This is a genomic window from Streptomyces sp. NPDC057486, from assembly GCF_042802415.1.
In the GTDB taxonomy this organism is placed as follows: Bacteria; Actinomycetota; Actinomycetes; order Streptomycetales; family Streptomycetaceae; genus Streptomyces; species Streptomyces yanii.
In genome coordinates this window covers 33395-48748 of record NZ_JBHVEE010000071.1, presented here as the reverse complement: position 1 = coordinate 48748, position 15354 = coordinate 33395, and the positions used below count along the sequence as shown (strand labels likewise).

Here is a 15354-nt window from a genome sequence, read left to right as displayed (position 1 = left end):
GCGTACAGGAATACGGGACGGCTTCCGTCAGCCGCCGCTGATCTCGCGGCGCACCGAGAGGAGGTCCTCCAGCTGCTCCTCGCGCGCCTGGGCGGCCACGAACAGCAGCTCGTCACCGGCCTCCAGCGTCTCCTCGGAGCTCGGCGTCAGCACCCGCGTACCGCGGATGATGGTGACCAGCGAGGTGTCCTCCGGCCACGCCACATCGCCGACCTGGGTACCGGCGAGAGCCGACTCCGGGGGCAGCGTCAGCTCGACCAGGTTGGCGTCGCCGTGGCTGAAGCGCAGCAGCCGGACCAGATCGCCGACGCTCACCGCCTCCTCGACCAGCGCGGACATCAGACGCGGCGTGGAGACCGCGACATCGACGCCCCACGACTCGTTGAACAACCACTCGTTCTTCGGGTTGTTGACCCGGGCGACGACCCGCGGCACGCCGTACTCCGTCTTGGCGAGCAGCGAGACGACCAGGTTCACCTTGTCGTCGCCGGTCGCGGCGATCACGACATTGCACCGTTGGAGCGCCGCCTCGTCCAGCGAGGTGATCTCGCAGGCGTCCGCGAGCAGCCACTCGGCCATCGGCACCCGCTCCACCGAGATGGCGGTCGGCGCCTTGTCCACGAGCAGCACCTCGTGGCCGTTCTCCAGCAGCTCGCCCGCGATGGAACGGCCCACCGCGCCGGCCCCGGCAATCGCGACACGCATCAGTGACCGCCCTCCTCAGGGCCCTCGGCGAAGGCCGCCTCGACCTTCGCGATCTCGTCCGTACGCATCATCACGTGGACGAGATCGCCCTCCTGCAGCACCGTCTGCGACGAAGGCAGTATGGCTTCGCCCAGTCGGGTGAGGAATGCCACGCGGACGCCCGTCTCCTCCTGCAGCGTGCTGATCTTGTGCCCGATCCACGACGGCGTGGTGTGCACCTCGGCGAGCTGAACACCACCGCTCGGGTCGCGCCACAGGGGCTCGGCACCCGACGGCAGCAGCCGCCGCAGCATCTGGTCCGCGGTCCAGCGCACGGTGGCGACCGTGGGGATGCCGAGCCGCTGGTAGACCTCGGCACGCCGCGGGTCGTAGATCCGCGCCGCGACGTTCTCGATGCCGAACATCTCGCGGGCCACCCGGGCGGCGATGATGTTCGAGTTGTCGCCGCTGCTCACCGCGGCGAACGCACCGGCTTCCTCGATCCCCGCCTCACGGAGGGTGTCCTGGTCGAAACCGACGCCGGTGACCCGCCGTCCGCCGAATCCGGACCCGAGGCGCCGGAACGCCGTGGGGTCCTGGTCGATCACGGCGACTGTGTGCCCCTGCTGTTCCAGGGTCTGCGCGAGAGCGGCTCCTACTCGCCCGCAGCCCATGATGACGATGTGCACCTTGCGCCTACCTCGCAGTCCTGGTCGTCCGGCTGACCTGCGAAAACACCCTGCTCACACTCTTTCCTCAGCTTGCCGGGCAAACAACGGGGCAACGTTTTTCGGCGTTGCCCGGGATGAGCTTATGCGGCCACGGACGCGTCGCCTCATTCGAGTGTGCTTTCACGGTGGCGGTGCCTGCAAAGGGGTGGTAAAGCGGAACGCCGGGGGTCGGTGCGCGTCGCCGGGTGCCGACCGTGTGCACAGCACATGACATCGGGCCCGGGGTCCGGACCCTTGAGCCGAGAGCTCACAGACATCTAACATGTCAGTTCATGGAGACTCTCCGGCCCGTCCAACGGACTCTGCTGCGGGACACCGCGTACGGGGCCATCCGCGACGCCATCGTCCGTGGCGAAATCCCACCCGGCGCGTCCGTGCGCGACGCCGACCTCGCCGAACGGCTCGGACTCTCCCGTGCCCCGGTCCGCGACGCCCTGTCCCGGCTCACCGGCGAAGGTCTCGTCGAGAGCAAACCGCAGAGCTATACGCGGGTGACACAGCTCGTCCCGCGCGACGTGCGCGACGCCGCCGCCGTCGTACGCGCCATGCAGGAACTGGCCGCCCGCACCGCCGTACCCCTGCTCGCCGACGCGGACATCACGGCGATGCGCGCGGCGAACGACCGCTTCCGGGCCGCGACCCGGGGCGGTGACGTCGCGGGCGCGCTGCGCGCCGACGACGAGCTGCACGACGTCCTCGTCACCGCCTGCGGCAATCGCGCCGTCGCCGCCACCGTCGAGCGGTACACGCCGCTGATCCGGCGCCTGGAATGGCGGCAGTTCGGTACGGAGAGCGCTGCGCACGGCTCGGCCGGACTGCACGACCGGCTGATCGAGGCGTGCGCGGCGCGCGATGCGGATGCCGCCGCCCGGATCACCGCGGAGATCTGGCGTGCCCTCGAAGAGCTGGCTGACGAACCCGCCGACGACGAACCCGCCGACGGGACATCGGCCGACGCGCCCTGACCGGCCGACCGCAGCAACCACCGGAACCGCAGAAGCCCGCCGAACCCGCCACCCCATGACGTCAGGAGCCCCATGACCACCTCCGCCCCCTCCGCCTCCCTCTCCTCGTACGCCCGCTATCCGCTCCTCTTCGGCCCCTCGCCCGTGCACCGCCTCGACCGTCTCACTGCCCACCTCGGCGGCGCGGCGGTCTGGGCCAAACGCGAGGACTGCAACTCCGGCATCGCGTACGGCGGCAACAAGACCCGCAAGCTCGAATACCTCGTGGCCGACGCCCTGGCGAAGGGCTGCGACACGCTCGTCTCGATCGGCGGCGTGCAGTCCAACCACACCCGTCAGGTGGCGGCGGTCGCGGCCCGGGCGGGCCTGAAGTGCGTACTCGTCCAGGAGAGCTGGGTGGAGTGGCCCGATGCCGTCTACGACAAGGTCGGCAACATCCTGATCAGCCGCCTCGCGGGCGCCGATGTCCGCCTGGTGCGCGCCGGGTTCGGCATCGGCGTCAAGGAGAGCTGGGAAGAGGCGCTGCGCCAGGTCGAGGAGGGCGGGGGACGTCCGTACGCCATCCCGGCCGGCGCCTCCGACCATCCGCTCGGCGGACTCGGCTTCGCGGGCTGGGCGTACGAGGTGGCCGAGCAGGAACGCGAGCTCGGCGTCTTCTTCGACACCGTCGTCGTCTGCTCGGTGACCGGTTCCACCCAGGCCGGCATGGTCGCGGGCTTCGCCGCCATCGAGGAGGCGGGCGGCCGCCCCCGCCGCGTCCTGGGCGTCGATGCCTCCGCCGAGCCCACCCGTACCCGCGACCAGATCGCCAGGATCGCCGCCGCCACCGCGCAGCTCATCGGCGTGCGGCGGGACATCACCGTCGACGACATCGAACTGGACGAGCGGTACCACGCGGGGACGTACGGCATCCCCGACGACACCACCCTCGACGCCATGCGGCTGGCCGCCCGCACCGAGGGCATGATCACCGACCCCGTCTACGAGGGGAAGTCGATGGCCGCCACCGTCGACCTCGTGGCGCGCGGCGAGATCGACCGGAACGCCACCGTCCTCTACGCCCATCTCGGTGGCCAACCGGCACTGAACGGTTACAGCGCGCTGTTCTCGTAGCCGGTGAGTGCAAGGATTCCGTTAAGGAATCCGTGGCGTTCTCGGCTATGTGCAGGAGATTGCAGGGCGACGGGGGTGGTGTGTGAGCGGCCTCCATACGGAACGCTTACGATCCTCTGCGTGTCCAAACTGACCGACGTGCCCAAACGGATCCTGATCGGGCGCGCACTGCGCAGTGACCGGCTCGGAGAAACGCTCCTGCCGAAGCGCATCGCCCTCCCCGTCTTCGCCTCCGACGCCCTGTCCTCCGTTGCCTACGCGCCTGGCGAGGTTCTGCTCGTCCTGTCTGTCGCGGGCGTGTCGGCGTACCACTTCAGCCCGTGGATCGCCCTGGCGGTCGTGATGGTGATGTTCACCGTGGTGGCGTCGTACCGGCAGAACGTGCACGCGTACCCCAGCGGTGGTGGCGACTACGAGGTCGCCACCACCAACCTCGGCCCCAAGGCCGGCCTGACGGTCGCCAGCGCGCTGCTCGTGGACTACGTCCTCACCGTCGCCGTCTCCATCACCTCCGGCATCGAGAACCTGGGCTCGGCGATCCCGTTCGTGGTCGAGCACAAGGTGCTGTGCGCCGTCGCGGTGATCCTGCTGCTGACGCTGATGAACCTGCGCGGCGTCAAGGAGTCCGGGTCGCTCTTCGCGATTCCGACGTACGTGTTCGTCGTGGGCGTCTTCATCATGATCGCGTGGGGTGCCTTCCGCACTCTCGTGCTCGGCGACACCATGCGCGCGCCCACCGCCGACTTCCACATCAAGGCGGAGCAGGAGGGCCTCGCGGGCTTCGCCCTTGTCTTCCTGCTGCTGCGCGCCTTCTCCTCCGGCTGCGCCGCGCTCACCGGCGTCGAGGCGGTCTCCAACGGCGTCCCGGCCTTCCGCAAGCCCAAGTCCAAGAACGCGGCGACGACGCTCTCGATGATGGGCGTGCTCGCCATCACCATGCTCGTCGGCATCATCGCCCTCGCCCTGGTCACCGACGTCCGGATGGCCGAGAACCCGGGGCAGGACCTGCTGAAAGGCGGTGTGCCGGTCGGCCCCGGCTATGTACAGGACCCGGTGATCACGCAGGTCGCCGAGGCCGTCTTCGGCAACGGCAGCTTCCTGTTCATCGTGCTCGCCGCGGCCACCGCCCTGGTGCTGTTCCTTGCGGCGAACACGGCGTACAACGGCTTCCCGGTGCTCGGCTCGATCCTCGCCCAGGACCGCTACCTGCCGCGCCAGCTGCACACCCGCGGCGACCGCCTCGCGTTCTCCAACGGCATCGTGCTGCTCGCCGGCGCGGCCGCCCTGCTCGTCGTCATCTACGGCGCCGACTCGACCCGGCTGATCCAGCTCTACATCGTCGGCGTGTTCGTGTCCTTCACGCTCAGCCAGACCGGCATGGTCCGCCACTGGAACCGCCACCTGCGCACCGAGAAGGACGCCGACAAGCGCCGCCACATGATCCGCTCCCGCGCGATCAACGCCTTCGGCGCCTTCCTGACCGGCCTCGTCCTCGTGGTCGTCCTGGTGACCAAGTTCACCCACGGTGCCTGGGTCGCCCTGCTCGGCATGGTGATCTTCTACGGGACGATGACCGCGATCCGCAGGCACTACGACCGCGTCGCCGAGGAGATCTCCGCCGACGAGGCCCCGTCCGACGACAGCATGAAGCCCTCCCGGGTCCACTCCATCGTCCTGGTCTCCAAGCTGCACCGGCCCACGCTGCGCGCGCTCGCGTACGCCAAGCTGATCCGCTCCGACCATCTGGAGGCGCTCTCCATCAGCGTCGACCCGGCCGAGACGAAGGCGCTCAAGGAGGACTGGGAGCGGCGCGGCATCAATATTCCGCTGAAGATCCTCGACTCCCCGTACCGCGAGGTGACCCGCCCGGTCATCGACTACGTGAAGAGCCTCCGCCGGGAGAGCCCGCGCGATGTGGTGAGCGTCTACATCCCGGAGTACGTGGTCGGCCACTGGTACGAGCATCTGCTGCACAACCAGAGCGCCCTGCGCCTCAAGGGGCGGCTGCTGTTCACCCCCGGTGTCATGGTGACGTCCGTCCCGTACCAGCTGGAATCCTCCGAGGCCGCGAAGAAGCGCGCCAGGAAGCGCGCGGACTGGAACGCTCCGGGTTCGGTGCGCCGGGGCCCCGTGGAACGAAGGACCAAGGAGCCCAGCAAGAGCTGACTCCCCGTGCCCGCCGTTTGGTAAGCGGCCGGACGCCACCCACGTAGACTTGTGGGTTGTTGTCCGGCCGTTTTTCCTTTGATCTCTGGAGCCACCCCCTCATGCAGAACGAAACCCCCTCGTCGCCGGCCGAGGACTCGCAGACCGGGGACTCACTGATCGGCACGGAGTACGAGGTCGAGGTGGGTCCCGTCGCCCACGGCGGCCACTGCATCGCCCGTACCGCGGAGGGCCGGGTCCTCTTCGTGCGGCACACCCTCCCCGGCGAGAAGGTCGTCGCACGGGTCACCGACGGCGCGAAGGACTCCCGCTTCCTGCGGGCCGACGCCGTCACGATCATCGAACCGTCCAAGGACCGCGTCGAGGCCCCCTGCCCGTACGCCGGCCCCGGCAAGTGCGGCGGCTGCGACTGGCAGCACGCCAAGCCGGGCGCCCAGCGGCGGCTCAAGGGCGAGGTCATCGCCGAACAGCTCCAGCGCCTCGCCGGCCTCACCCCCGAGGAGGCGGGCTGGGACGGCACCGTCATGCCCGCCGAGGGCGACAAGCTCCCCAAGGGCGAGGTGCCCGCGTGGCGCACCCGCGTCCAGTACGCCATCGACGAGAACGGCCGGGCCGGCCTGCGCAAGCACCGCTCGCACGACGTCGAGCCGATCGAGCACTGCATGATCGCGGCGCCCGGAGTCTCCGAACTCGGCATCGAGAAGCGCGACTGGACCGGCATGGCCTCGGTGGAAGCCATCACCGCCACCGGCTCCAACGACCGCCAGGTCATCCTCACCCCGAAGCCCGGCGCCCGGCTGCCGCTCGTCGAGCTCGACAAGCCGGTCTCGGTCCTGCGCGTCGACGAACGCGACGGCGGCGTCCACCGGGTCCACGGCCGCGGCTTCGTGCGCGAACGCGCCGACGACCGCACGTACCGCGTCGGCTCCGGCGGCTTCTGGCAGGTCCACCCGCAGGCCGCCAACACCCTGGTCCGCGCGGTCATGCAGGGCCTGCTGCCCCGCAAGAACGACACGGCCCTCGACCTCTACTGCGGCGTCGGCCTGTTCGCCGGAGCCCTCGGCCAGCGCATCGGCGAGAAGGGCGCGGTGCTCGGCATCGAGTCCGGCAAGCGCGCCGTCGAGGACGCCCGCCACAACCTGAAGGACCTCGACCGGGTCCGCATCGAGCACGGCAAGGTCGAGCAGGTCCTGCCCCGCACCGGCATCACCGAGTGCGACCTGATCGTCCTCGACCCGCCGCGCGCGGGCGCGGGCAAGCAGACGGTGAAGCACCTGACCGGCCTGGGCGCCCGCCGCATCGCGTACGTCGCCTGCGACCCGGCGGCACTGGCCCGCGACCTGGCGTACTTCCGGGAGGGTGGCTACAAGGTGCGGACGCTGCGGGCGTTCGACCTGTTTCCGATGACGCATCACGTGGAGTGCGTTGCGATCCTTGAGCCCGCCGAAAAGGGCCACTGACCTGCTGTTTCTCCGAGTCTGCGTGATGGGTGTTACGTGCGCCAGGTGCGATGTCTTGACGCATGTTCGACGCACGTGACGCACGTATGACGCACGAACGGCGCAATTCTTGACGGGTCGTCATGTGTGGTTGGTGACCGCTGACGGAGCCCTCAGCCGTGTGGCGGTGGGCCCCTCGAAGGGGCGGGGAGGCAGGCTTCCGAGCCGTTGGTCGTCCCCGCCCGTTCGCATCTCGGTGCTGACGTTCCGTGATGATTCGCTGGGGTGTCAGGCGGGTGTCGCGTCAGGGGCCGTAGGGGCTCCAGTGCCCGAGGAAGGGCCTGACGTCGTCGGCTCGTGGTTCGGGGATGTCGGGCAGTCGGGGTGGCGTGGCCAGGGGGTCGAGGCGCTCGACGGTGGTTGCTGCCCAGCTGATCCATGCTTCGGCTTCGGTTCGGGTCTGCCGCGGAGGCATGGCATCGACTCGCGTGCGTACGGCGCTCACGTAAGCAACAGCTCCGTGAACGTCACGCGGTGCTGTGGGGGGACGGCTTGGCTTTCGCTCGGCGGCTGGAGTCACCTGCGCTCGGGTGGAAGGAGGCTGAGGCGCGGCCTGGGCCTTGCGCGGGTGCGTCCCGCCGGGCCCGTCGGCGAAGAGGCCGCCCCGCAGTGGTGACCCTGGACCACCCAGGCCGCGTGACGGCCCGGGCCCTGCCCGCCGGGGACACCGACGGCGGCCGGCGCCCCACCGGCCACCGCGAAGGGCTCGTCCGGCCCCGTGCCGAAGACCCGCAACCCTGCCCAAGTCTCCAGGCCGACCAGCGCCTTTCAGACAGCGCGCCTTGTCAGCCGGCGGCCGCCATCAGGGCCGGGCAGCGCCCGCTGCTGAGCTGATGGCCTCTTTTGTCCTGCCTGCCTGGTTCGCTTCGGCTTCGCCGTTGAGCAACAGGGCGGGAGCCAAGATGTGTGAAGTCGCTCGGCTGAGCTTCCGCGTTGGTACAGGCGGGTGTGGTGAGCCAGGTGCCCCACGGCGAACGGTCGCGGAATCCGCAGGCACGGACAGTCGAGTTGACCGAGGACCGGTTGCGGAGGCACGGCGGGGGACACGCCTCTGAGCGAGCAGCCAGCAGCTGTTCTCTGCGCGATCACCTCGGGGTGCCGACGTCGCGACCTTGCCCGGTTCGCGCCGGTGACATTGCACGGCTCCCATCCTTGACCGGTTGTGCGCTGTCGTGCCAACTCCTGGGCGCAGGAGGTCAACGCGGTCGGCCCGGTCGCTCGTAGCTTGAAGAAGTGCCGAGCCGCCGATGCGGCGGGCACGTTACCGATCGCTTCGAAGGGACCCCTCATGTTCGACATCAACAAGGTGCAGGCCGCTCCGAGCAAGGACCTGCTCACTCCCGACAACGCAGTCATGCTCTTCGTGGACCACCAGCCGCAGATGTTCTTCGGCACCGGGAGCGGCGATCGTGCCGCGATCATCAACAGCACCGTGGGTCTCGCCAAGGCGGCTCAGGCGTTCGACGTGCCGACCGTCCTGACCACGGTCGCCGCCGATTCGTTCTCCGGGCCCCTGCTGCCCCAGCTGGCCGAGGTGTTCCCCAAGAACGAGGCCATCGACCGCACCACGATGAACGCCTGGGAGGACGAGGCGCTCGTCGCGGCGGTCAAGGCGACCGGGCGCAAGAAGATCATCCTGTCGGGTCTGTGGACCGAGGTCTGCCTGGTGCTGCCCGCGCTCTCGGCGCTGGAGCAGGGGTACGAGGTGTACGTCGTGACCGACGCCTCCGGTGGCGTCAGCCCGGCCGCCCACGAGCACGCGCTGCAGCGGATGATCGCCGCCGGCGCGGTGCCCGTGACCTGGGTCCAGGTCCTCCTGGAGCTGCAGCGCGACTGGGCGCGCCAGGAGACGTACGGCGCGGTCATGGAGATCGTCAAGGCCCACGCGGGTGCGTACGGCCTGGGTGTCGTGTACGCGCAGAGCGTCATCGGCGCGCACGCGGCCGGCTGAGCCCTGTGGACACCGGCATTCTGATCCTGCGTCTGCTGGTGGGACTGCTCGTCGCCGGCCACGGTGTGCAGAAGGTCAGCTCGCACCTGGGCGGCAAGGGACTCGAGGGCGGTACCGAGGAGTTCCGCTCCGACGGCTTCCGCGGCGGTGCCCTCACCGCCCTGGCGGCGGGCGGTGGTCAGATCGGATCGGGCCTGCTGCTCGCCGCCGGCCTCCTGACCCCGCTCGCCGCGACCGGGGCCATCGGGGTCATGACGGTCGCGCTCACCGTGAAGTGGCGCCACGGGCTCTGGGTGCAGAACGACGGATACGAGTACCCGCTCGTCCTCATCGGCACCGCCGCCGCCCTCGCTGCCACCGGCCCCGGCGCCTGGTCCCTCGACGCGGCCCTCAGCCTCACGCCCTACCCGCTGTGGTGGGCCGCCCTCGCCCTCGTGGCCGGTCTCGGCAGCGGACTCCTCACCCGGCTCATCCTGCACCGGGGCTGAGCGATCTGGGCGTCACGATCCGCTTCGGGATGTCGGCCGTCCGGGTCGTCCGCGACGACGACACCCGCACGGTGACCGTGGACACCGACGACGGCGCCACCCTCGTCTGCGACGAGGTCCTGGCCGCCGTCGGCCGGCGCCCGCGCACCGCGGACCTCGGCCTGCACTCCGCCGGACTACCGGCCGGCGACTGGCTCCCGGTCGACGACACCTGTCGGGTCACCGCGGTCGAGGGCGAATGGCTCTACGCCGTCGGCGACGTGAACCACCGCGCGCCGCTGACCCACATGGCCAAGTACCAGGCCCGCGCCTGCGCGGCGGCGATCGCCGAGCGAGCCGCGGGGCGTCCGGTCATCACCGGCGGCCGGCAGCCGTGGAGCGCGGAAGCCGACCACGTCGCCGTCCCGCAGGCCGTCTTCACCCGTCCCGAGGTCGCGAGCGTCGGTCTCACGGAACGCGCGGCACGCGAAGCGGGTCTCGCGGTACGCACGGTGGAGTACCGCATCGACGACGTCGCCGGCGCCGCGCTCCACGCGGACGACTACCGCGGCCTCGCCAAGCTCGTCGTCGACGAGACCCGAGGAGTCGTCGTCGGCTGCACGCTCACCGGCCCGATGGCGACCGAACTCGTCCACACGGCCATCGTGGGCGAGGTCCCCACGGAGCGCCTGTGGCACGCCGTGCCGGCCTTCCCGACGGTGAGCGAGGTCTGGCTACGGCTCCTGGAGGCGTACGGCCTCCGAGGCGAGGTCCCTCCCGTCCGACCGGCGCACCCCCGTCCTACCGGGCGCACCCGCCCGCCCGACCGAGCACACCCGAACGCTTCGCCACCCGACAAGGAAACCCCCATGCATCCCACGAGGCGCACCCTCGCCCTCGCCCTCGCCCTGCCGGCCACGCTGGCCTCCCTGATGGGCGCCGCACCCGCCGCACCCGCCGCACCCGCCCGACCCGCGAGCGGCCCGGCCGCCGCCGGCACCGATCGGCACGGTCCCAAGCCCACGGTCGTCCTGGTCCACGGAGCGTTCGCCGACGCCTCCAGCTGGAGCGGCACGATCAGGCGGCTGCAGCGCGCCGGCTACCCCGTCCTGGCCCCCGCCAACCCGCTGCGCGGTCTCACCGCGGACACCGCCTACCTGCGCAGCGTGCTGGCCGCCGTCGACGGACCCGTCGTCCTGGTCGGCCACTCCTACGGCGGCGCCGTCATCAGTGGCGCCGCGGCGGGCGACAGCCGTGTGAAGGCTCTCGTCTACATCGCCGCGTTCACCCCGGACAAGGGCGAGAGCGCCGCCGAGCTCGCCGCCAAGTTCCCCGGCTCCACCCTCGGCGACACCGTGAACCCGTGGCCGTACCCGCTGCCCGGCGGTGGCACCGGCACCGAACTCGTCATCGAACGGGCCAAGTTCCACCGGCAGTTCGCCGCCGACGTCTCCACCGCCGACGCGGCCGTCATGGCCGCGACCCAGCGCCCGGTCGCCACCGCCGCGTTGGAGGAGAAGGCCGGGGAAGCGGCCTGGAAGACGATCCCGTCCTGGGCGCTGATCGCCACCGCCGACAAGAACATCCCGCCGGCCGCCGAACGGTGGATGGCCCGGCGCGCCGGCTCGCACATCACCGAAGTGGACGCGTCGCACGCCGTGGCCGTCTCCCGTCCGGCCGTGGTCACCGACGTGATCCTCGACGCCGCGCGGGCGACCCGCTGACCCCCGACCTGCCGCCTCCCGTACATCCCCAGAAGGAGAACCCCTCATGAAGAACCGGCCGATCCTCGAACCCGCCGCCCAGGCGTTCGCCGACGCCACCGCCCAGCCGCCGTACCTTTACCAGATCCCCGTCGCCGAAGGCCGCAAGGCCGTGGACGACGTCCAGAACGGCGAGGGTGTTCCCCTGCTCGACGTCGACGAGGAGTGGATCACCGTCCACGGCGGTCCGACCGGCGACGTCCGCGCCCGGATCGTCCGCCCGCGCGGCGCCACCGGCCCGCTCCCCGTCATCCTCTACATCCACGGTGCCGGCTGGGTCTTCGGCAATGCCCACACCCACGACCGGCTCGTCCGTGAACTCGCCGTCGGTACGGGGGCGGCCGTGGTCTTCCCCGAGTACGACCTCTCGCCCGAGGCGCGCTATCCCGTCGCGATCGAGCAGAACTACAGCGTCGCCCAGTGGGTCGCCCGCGAGGGCCACCACAAGGACCTCGACGGCACGCGGATCGCCGTCGCGGGCGACTCCGTCGGCGGCAACATGACCGCCGCCCTCACCCTGATGGCCAAGCAGCGCGGCGACGTCACGCTCGTCCAGCAGGTCCTCTTCTACCCGGTCACGGACGCGAGCTTCGACACCGACTCGTACCACCGGTTCGGCGAGGGCTACTTCCTGCGCCGCGATGCCATGAAGTGGTTCTGGGACCAGTACACGACAGAAGAGGCCGAGCGCGCCCAGATCACCGCCTCCCCGCTGCGCGCCGGCACCGAGCAGCTCACCGGCCTGCCGCCCGCCTTGGTCATCACTGCCGAGGCCGACGTCCTGCGTGACGAGGGCGAGGCGTACGCGGCGAAGCTCCGCGCCGCCGGCGTCCCCGTCACCGCCCTGCGGGTGCAGGGGGTCATCCACGACTTCGTGATGCTGAACGCGCTGCGCGAGACGCAGGCTGCGGAACTCGCCATCGGTCTTGCCACCGACACTCTTCGCAAGGCCCTCGCATGACCGGGCCGTCGACGAGCATGCCGGTGGCGGGCCTCGTTCCCGCCCCGCGCCGGGAGCACGAGCACGCCGATCTCCTCGTCCGCAACGCCAAGGTGTTTACGGGTGACTCCGACCGCCCCGAGGCCCGCGCCGTCGCGATCCGCGACGGCCGGGTCGCGGCCCTCGGCGACGACCACGACCTCGCCCACCTCGTCGGGCCGGGAACGAAGGTTGTCGACGCTCTCGGCCGCCGGGTGATCCCCGGTCTCAACGACTCGCACCTGCACGTCATCCGGGGCGGCCTGAACTACGTCCTGGAGCTGCGCTGGGACGGCGTACGCAGCCTCCGACACGCCCTCGCGATGCTGCGCGAGCAGGCCGGTCGCACCCCCAAGGGGCAGTGGATCCGCGTCGTGGGCGGCTGGACCGCCGAACAGTTCGTCGAGCGCAGGATGCCGACCGTCGCGGAACTGAACGCCGCTGCCCCCGACACCCCGGTGTTCGTCCTGCACCTCTACCAGTCGGCGCTGATGAACCGTGCCGCCGTCAAGGCCGCCGGATTCACCCGGGAGACCCCCGACCCGCGCGGCGGGCAGATCGTCCGCGGCCGGGACGGCGAACCCAACGGCGTCCTCCTTGCCGCTCCGGGTGCCCTCATCCTGTACTCGACCCTGGCCAAAGCACCGGCCCTCGACGAGGCCGACAAGCGGACATCGACCCGGCACTTCCTGCGCGAGCTCAACCGCTTCGGACTCACCTCGGCGGTCGACGCCGCCGGCGGGTTCCAGAACTTCCCCGACAACTACGCCACGGTCGTCGACCTGGCCAGGTCAGGGGAGCTGACCCTCCGGATCGCCTACCACCTGTTCCCGCAGACGGCCGGGCAGGAGCTCGCCGACCTGAAGCGCTGGACCGAAATGGTGAAGCCCGGGGACGGGGACGAGTGGCTCCGGCTGAACGGCGCGGGAGAGAACCTGACTTGGGCCGCCGCCGACTTCGAGAACTTCTCCGAACCCCGGCCCGAACTCGCCGCGGGTTACGAGACTGAATTCGAGAGCGCCGTACGGCTCCTCCTCGAGAACGGCTGGGGCTTCCGGCTCCATGCGACCTACGACGAGACGATCCGCCGCGACCTGGCCGTCTTCGAGAAGCTCGCGGCCGAAGGGCTCTTCCCCGGCGGCAACCGCTGGCTCTTCGACCACGCGGAGACCGTCTCCACCCAGAGCCTCGACCGGATCGCAGCCCTCGGCGGCGCCGTCTCCGTACAGAACCGGATGTCCTTCCAGGGCGCCGCGTTCCTCGACCGCTACGGCGCCGAGGCCGCCGCCCACACCCCTCCGGTCCGGGCCATGCTCGACCAGGGCCTGACCGTCGCGGCCGGAACCGACGCCACCCGCGTCTCCTCTTACAACCCGTGGGTCGCCCTCCACTGGCTGGTGACCGGCCGGACCGTCGGCGGCACGGCCCTCTACCCGGTCGGGAACCTGATCGACCGGGAGACTGCCCTCGGCCTCTACACCCGGGGCGGAGCACAGCTCACCGGCGAGCAGGACGTCAAGGGAAGCCTGCGAGAGGGCTGCTACGGCGACCTCGCGATCTTGTCCGACGACTTCCTCACCGTGCCCGAGGACGTCATTCCCGACATCGAGTCCGTCCTCACCGTCGTCGGCGGACGCATCGTCTACGCGACCGCCGAGTACGAGGGACTCGACGAGGCCATCCCGCCGGTGACCCCCGAGTGGAGCCCCGTCGCCCGCTTCGGCGGCTACCAGAGCGGCGCCCTCCAGGCGTCGGCCGTGGCCGAGGCCGTCGCCGAGTCCGAGCAGCACCGCCGGTGGCGCGTCGCGCGCGGATCCGTTCCCGAGACGACACCGTCCTTCGTCGACCCCTGCTTCGAACACTGAAAGAGACCACACGATGAGTACAGCCTCCCCCGCCACCGACGGCGGCGACGAAGACCTGGCCGCCCTGCCGGGACGCCGCTTCGAACCGGACCTCCGGTCGATGACACGGATCAACCTGCGCCCCATCGCCTCACCCATGCCGCTCGGCTTCTTCACGATCGCCATCGCGTCCGTGATGACGGGCTGCCTCCAGCTAGGGATCTTCGGCGAGGAGGCCCGCACCGCCGTCGCCTTCACGGTGCTGCCGGCCTTCGTGCTCCAGCTCCTGGTCAGTTTCCTGGCCTTCGGCGCCCGTGACGTGATCGCGGCGACCCTGATGGCGGTGTTCGCCGGCAGCTGGCTGCCGTACTCGCTCATCATGATCAGCGGCGCGGCCGACGGCCTGAAGGTCCTCGGCGTCTTCAACCTGGCGCTCCTGTGCTTCGGGGCGCTGATGGCCGCCGTGACCCGGCCCAAGCGGGCGCTGTGGCTCGTGATCGCGGTCTCCCTGCCCCGCTGGGCGGCCACCGGCCTCGCGGGCATCACCGGCGCCGAATGGCTGACCCGCACGTCCGGTGCGCTCGGCCTCGTGGTGGCGCTCGTCGCGATGTACACGGCGTTCGCCCTGATGCTCGAGGACATGCGCAGCGAGCAGGTCCTGCCCATCGGCCGCAGCGGCCCCGCCCACCTCGCCGTGGAAGGCGACCTGGCCGTCCAGCTCCGCAATCTGGAACGTCAGGCGGGCGTGCGCCGCACGCTCTGACCGCACCCACCCACCCCGTCACACCACGACCGCACAGGAGCACCCATGGAACCGCAGGTGACGGACCGGCCCGAGAAGTCCCGGTACGAGATCCTCGCCGGCGACGACGGCACCGAGACCGCGGGCTTCGCCGAGTACCACCTCTCGGAGGGCGAGATCGCCTTCATCCACACCGAGATCGACAGCCGTTTCGCCGGCCGGGGCCTGGGCGGGCTGCTCGCCCGCGGGGCTCTCGACGACGCCCGGACCCGCAGGCTGCGCGTCCTGCCGTACTGCCCCTTCATCCGGGGCTGGATCGGCAAACACCCCGAGTACGCCGACCTGGTGCCCGAGGCGCGGCGCGCCCGCTTCGGCCTGTGAAGCACCGCGCAGACCCAATCGTTCAGGATCGAACGATTAGTCGATAATGTTCGAGCGCTGGTAGCTTCT

At 70.7% G+C, this 15354-nt stretch carries 14 protein-coding genes and 1 pseudogene; 12 read left to right on the top strand and 3 right to left on the bottom strand.

The genetic code is table 11. The features are described 5' to 3' along the window. Positions 1 to 27: 27 nt before the first annotated feature. Both ACFU6I_RS28750 and ACFU6I_RS28745 read right to left on the bottom strand, forming a co-directional pair. The gene (locus ACFU6I_RS28750; RefSeq protein ID WP_037701202.1) at positions 28 to 705 is read right to left on the bottom strand and encodes a TrkA family potassium uptake protein; all 678 of its coding nucleotides are present in this window, start codon (positions 703 to 705) and stop codon (positions 28 to 30) included. Beyond that, positions 705 to 1373 (bottom strand): TrkA family potassium uptake protein, encoded by a 669-nt coding sequence (locus ACFU6I_RS28745; protein WP_026242838.1) that lies wholly within the window; start codon positions 1371 to 1373, stop codon positions 705 to 707. Before ACFU6I_RS28745 ends, ACFU6I_RS28750 begins: the two co-directional genes overlap by 1 nt. Before the next feature lie 314 nt (positions 1374 to 1687). On the opposite strand from ACFU6I_RS28745, the gene ACFU6I_RS28740 reads away from it, so the two are divergent. The 4 genes from ACFU6I_RS28740 to ACFU6I_RS28725 all read left to right on the top strand — a co-directional run bounded on the left by ACFU6I_RS28740 (position 1688) and on the right by ACFU6I_RS28725 (position 7119). Continuing rightward, positions 1688 to 2380: a GntR family transcriptional regulator gene (locus ACFU6I_RS28740; protein ID WP_384371913.1), complete on the top strand. Its 693-nt coding sequence runs from the start codon at positions 1688 to 1690 to the stop codon at positions 2378 to 2380. A 72-nt stretch (positions 2381 to 2452) separates the two neighbouring features. Next, positions 2453 to 3493 carry a 1-aminocyclopropane-1-carboxylate deaminase gene (locus ACFU6I_RS28735; protein WP_384371912.1) on the top strand — a complete coding sequence of 347 codons (1041 nt, stop codon included), beginning with the start codon at positions 2453 to 2455 and terminating at the stop codon, positions 3491 to 3493. Between the two features lie 120 nt (positions 3494 to 3613). Further along, a complete protein-coding gene (locus ACFU6I_RS28730) occupies positions 3614 to 5659 on the top strand; it encodes an APC family permease (protein WP_384371910.1) in 2046 nt (681 codons plus the stop codon). A 101-nt stretch (positions 5660 to 5760) separates the two neighbouring features. Beyond that, positions 5761 to 7119 (top strand): class I SAM-dependent RNA methyltransferase, encoded by a 1359-nt coding sequence (locus tag ACFU6I_RS28725; RefSeq protein WP_384371908.1) that lies wholly within the window; start codon positions 5761 to 5763, stop codon positions 7117 to 7119. A gap of 283 nt (positions 7120 to 7402) precedes the next feature. Here ACFU6I_RS28725 and ACFU6I_RS28720 read toward each other — a convergent pair whose 3' ends face one another. Further along, entirely contained in the window at positions 7403 to 7603 is a 201-nt protein-coding gene (locus ACFU6I_RS28720) for a hypothetical protein (RefSeq protein ID WP_384371906.1), read from the bottom strand. A gap of 843 nt (positions 7604 to 8446) precedes the next feature. Between ACFU6I_RS28720 and ACFU6I_RS28715 the strand changes: the two genes are divergently transcribed. The 8 genes and pseudogenes from ACFU6I_RS28715 to ACFU6I_RS28680 all read left to right on the top strand — a co-directional run bounded on the left by ACFU6I_RS28715 (position 8447) and on the right by ACFU6I_RS28680 (position 15285). Next, positions 8447 to 9109, top strand: a complete 663-nt coding sequence (locus ACFU6I_RS28715; RefSeq protein WP_384371904.1) for a hydrolase — start codon at positions 8447 to 8449, stop codon at positions 9107 to 9109. Positions 9110 to 9114: 5 nt separating this feature from the next. Beyond that, a complete protein-coding gene (locus tag ACFU6I_RS28710) occupies positions 9115 to 9597 on the top strand; it encodes a DoxX family membrane protein (protein ID WP_384371902.1) in 483 nt (160 codons plus the stop codon). Further along, positions 9522 to 10298: pseudogene (locus ACFU6I_RS28705) on the top strand (FAD-dependent oxidoreductase); the annotation flags it as partial. The gene ACFU6I_RS28710 and the pseudogene ACFU6I_RS28705, both read left to right, overlap by 76 nt. A 147-nt stretch (positions 10299 to 10445) precedes the next feature. Beyond that, on the top strand, positions 10446 to 11300 hold the full coding sequence (locus ACFU6I_RS28700) for an alpha/beta fold hydrolase (RefSeq protein WP_384371918.1): 855 nt from the start codon (positions 10446 to 10448) through the stop codon (positions 11298 to 11300). A 46-nt stretch (positions 11301 to 11346) separates the two neighbouring features. Beyond that, positions 11347 to 12300 (top strand): alpha/beta hydrolase, encoded by a 954-nt coding sequence (locus ACFU6I_RS28695; RefSeq protein WP_384371900.1) that lies wholly within the window; start codon positions 11347 to 11349, stop codon positions 12298 to 12300. After that, entirely contained in the window at positions 12297 to 14183 is a 1887-nt protein-coding gene (locus tag ACFU6I_RS28690; RefSeq protein ID WP_384371898.1) for an amidohydrolase, read from the top strand. Before ACFU6I_RS28695 ends, ACFU6I_RS28690 begins: the two co-directional genes overlap by 4 nt. 13 nt (positions 14184 to 14196) lie before the next feature. Then, positions 14197 to 14925 carry a GPR1/FUN34/YaaH family transporter gene (locus ACFU6I_RS28685; protein WP_384371896.1) on the top strand — a complete coding sequence of 243 codons (729 nt, stop codon included), beginning with the start codon at positions 14197 to 14199 and terminating at the stop codon, positions 14923 to 14925. A 45-nt stretch (positions 14926 to 14970) separates the two neighbouring features. Continuing rightward, the gene (locus ACFU6I_RS28680) at positions 14971 to 15285 is read left to right on the top strand and encodes a GNAT family N-acetyltransferase (protein ID WP_384371894.1); all 315 of its coding nucleotides are present in this window, start codon (positions 14971 to 14973) and stop codon (positions 15283 to 15285) included. The last annotated feature ends 69 nt before the right edge of the window (positions 15286 to 15354 follow it).

Excerpts from the sequence above, each read along its gene's own strand:
- ACFU6I_RS28750 (WP_037701202.1), bottom strand. The coding sequence starts at position 705 with ATGCGTGTCGCGATTGCCGGGGCCGGCGCGGTGGGCCGTTCCATCGCG.
- ACFU6I_RS28740 (WP_384371913.1), top strand. The coding sequence starts at position 1,688 with ATGGAGACTCTCCGGCCCGTCCAACGGACTCTGCTGCGGGACACCGCG.
- ACFU6I_RS28735 (WP_384371912.1), top strand. The coding sequence starts at position 2,453 with ATGACCACCTCCGCCCCCTCCGCCTCCCTCTCCTCGTACGCCCGCTAT.
- ACFU6I_RS28725 (WP_384371908.1), top strand. The coding sequence starts at position 5,761 with ATGCAGAACGAAACCCCCTCGTCGCCGGCCGAGGACTCGCAGACCGGG.
- ACFU6I_RS28715 (WP_384371904.1), top strand. The coding sequence starts at position 8,447 with ATGTTCGACATCAACAAGGTGCAGGCCGCTCCGAGCAAGGACCTGCTC.
- ACFU6I_RS28700 (WP_384371918.1), top strand. The coding sequence starts at position 10,446 with ATGCATCCCACGAGGCGCACCCTCGCCCTCGCCCTCGCCCTGCCGGCC.
- ACFU6I_RS28695 (WP_384371900.1), top strand. The coding sequence starts at position 11,347 with ATGAAGAACCGGCCGATCCTCGAACCCGCCGCCCAGGCGTTCGCCGAC.
- ACFU6I_RS28690 (WP_384371898.1), top strand. The coding sequence starts at position 12,297 with ATGACCGGGCCGTCGACGAGCATGCCGGTGGCGGGCCTCGTTCCCGCC.
- ACFU6I_RS28685 (WP_384371896.1), top strand. The coding sequence starts at position 14,197 with ATGAGTACAGCCTCCCCCGCCACCGACGGCGGCGACGAAGACCTGGCC.
- ACFU6I_RS28680 (WP_384371894.1), top strand. The coding sequence starts at position 14,971 with ATGGAACCGCAGGTGACGGACCGGCCCGAGAAGTCCCGGTACGAGATC.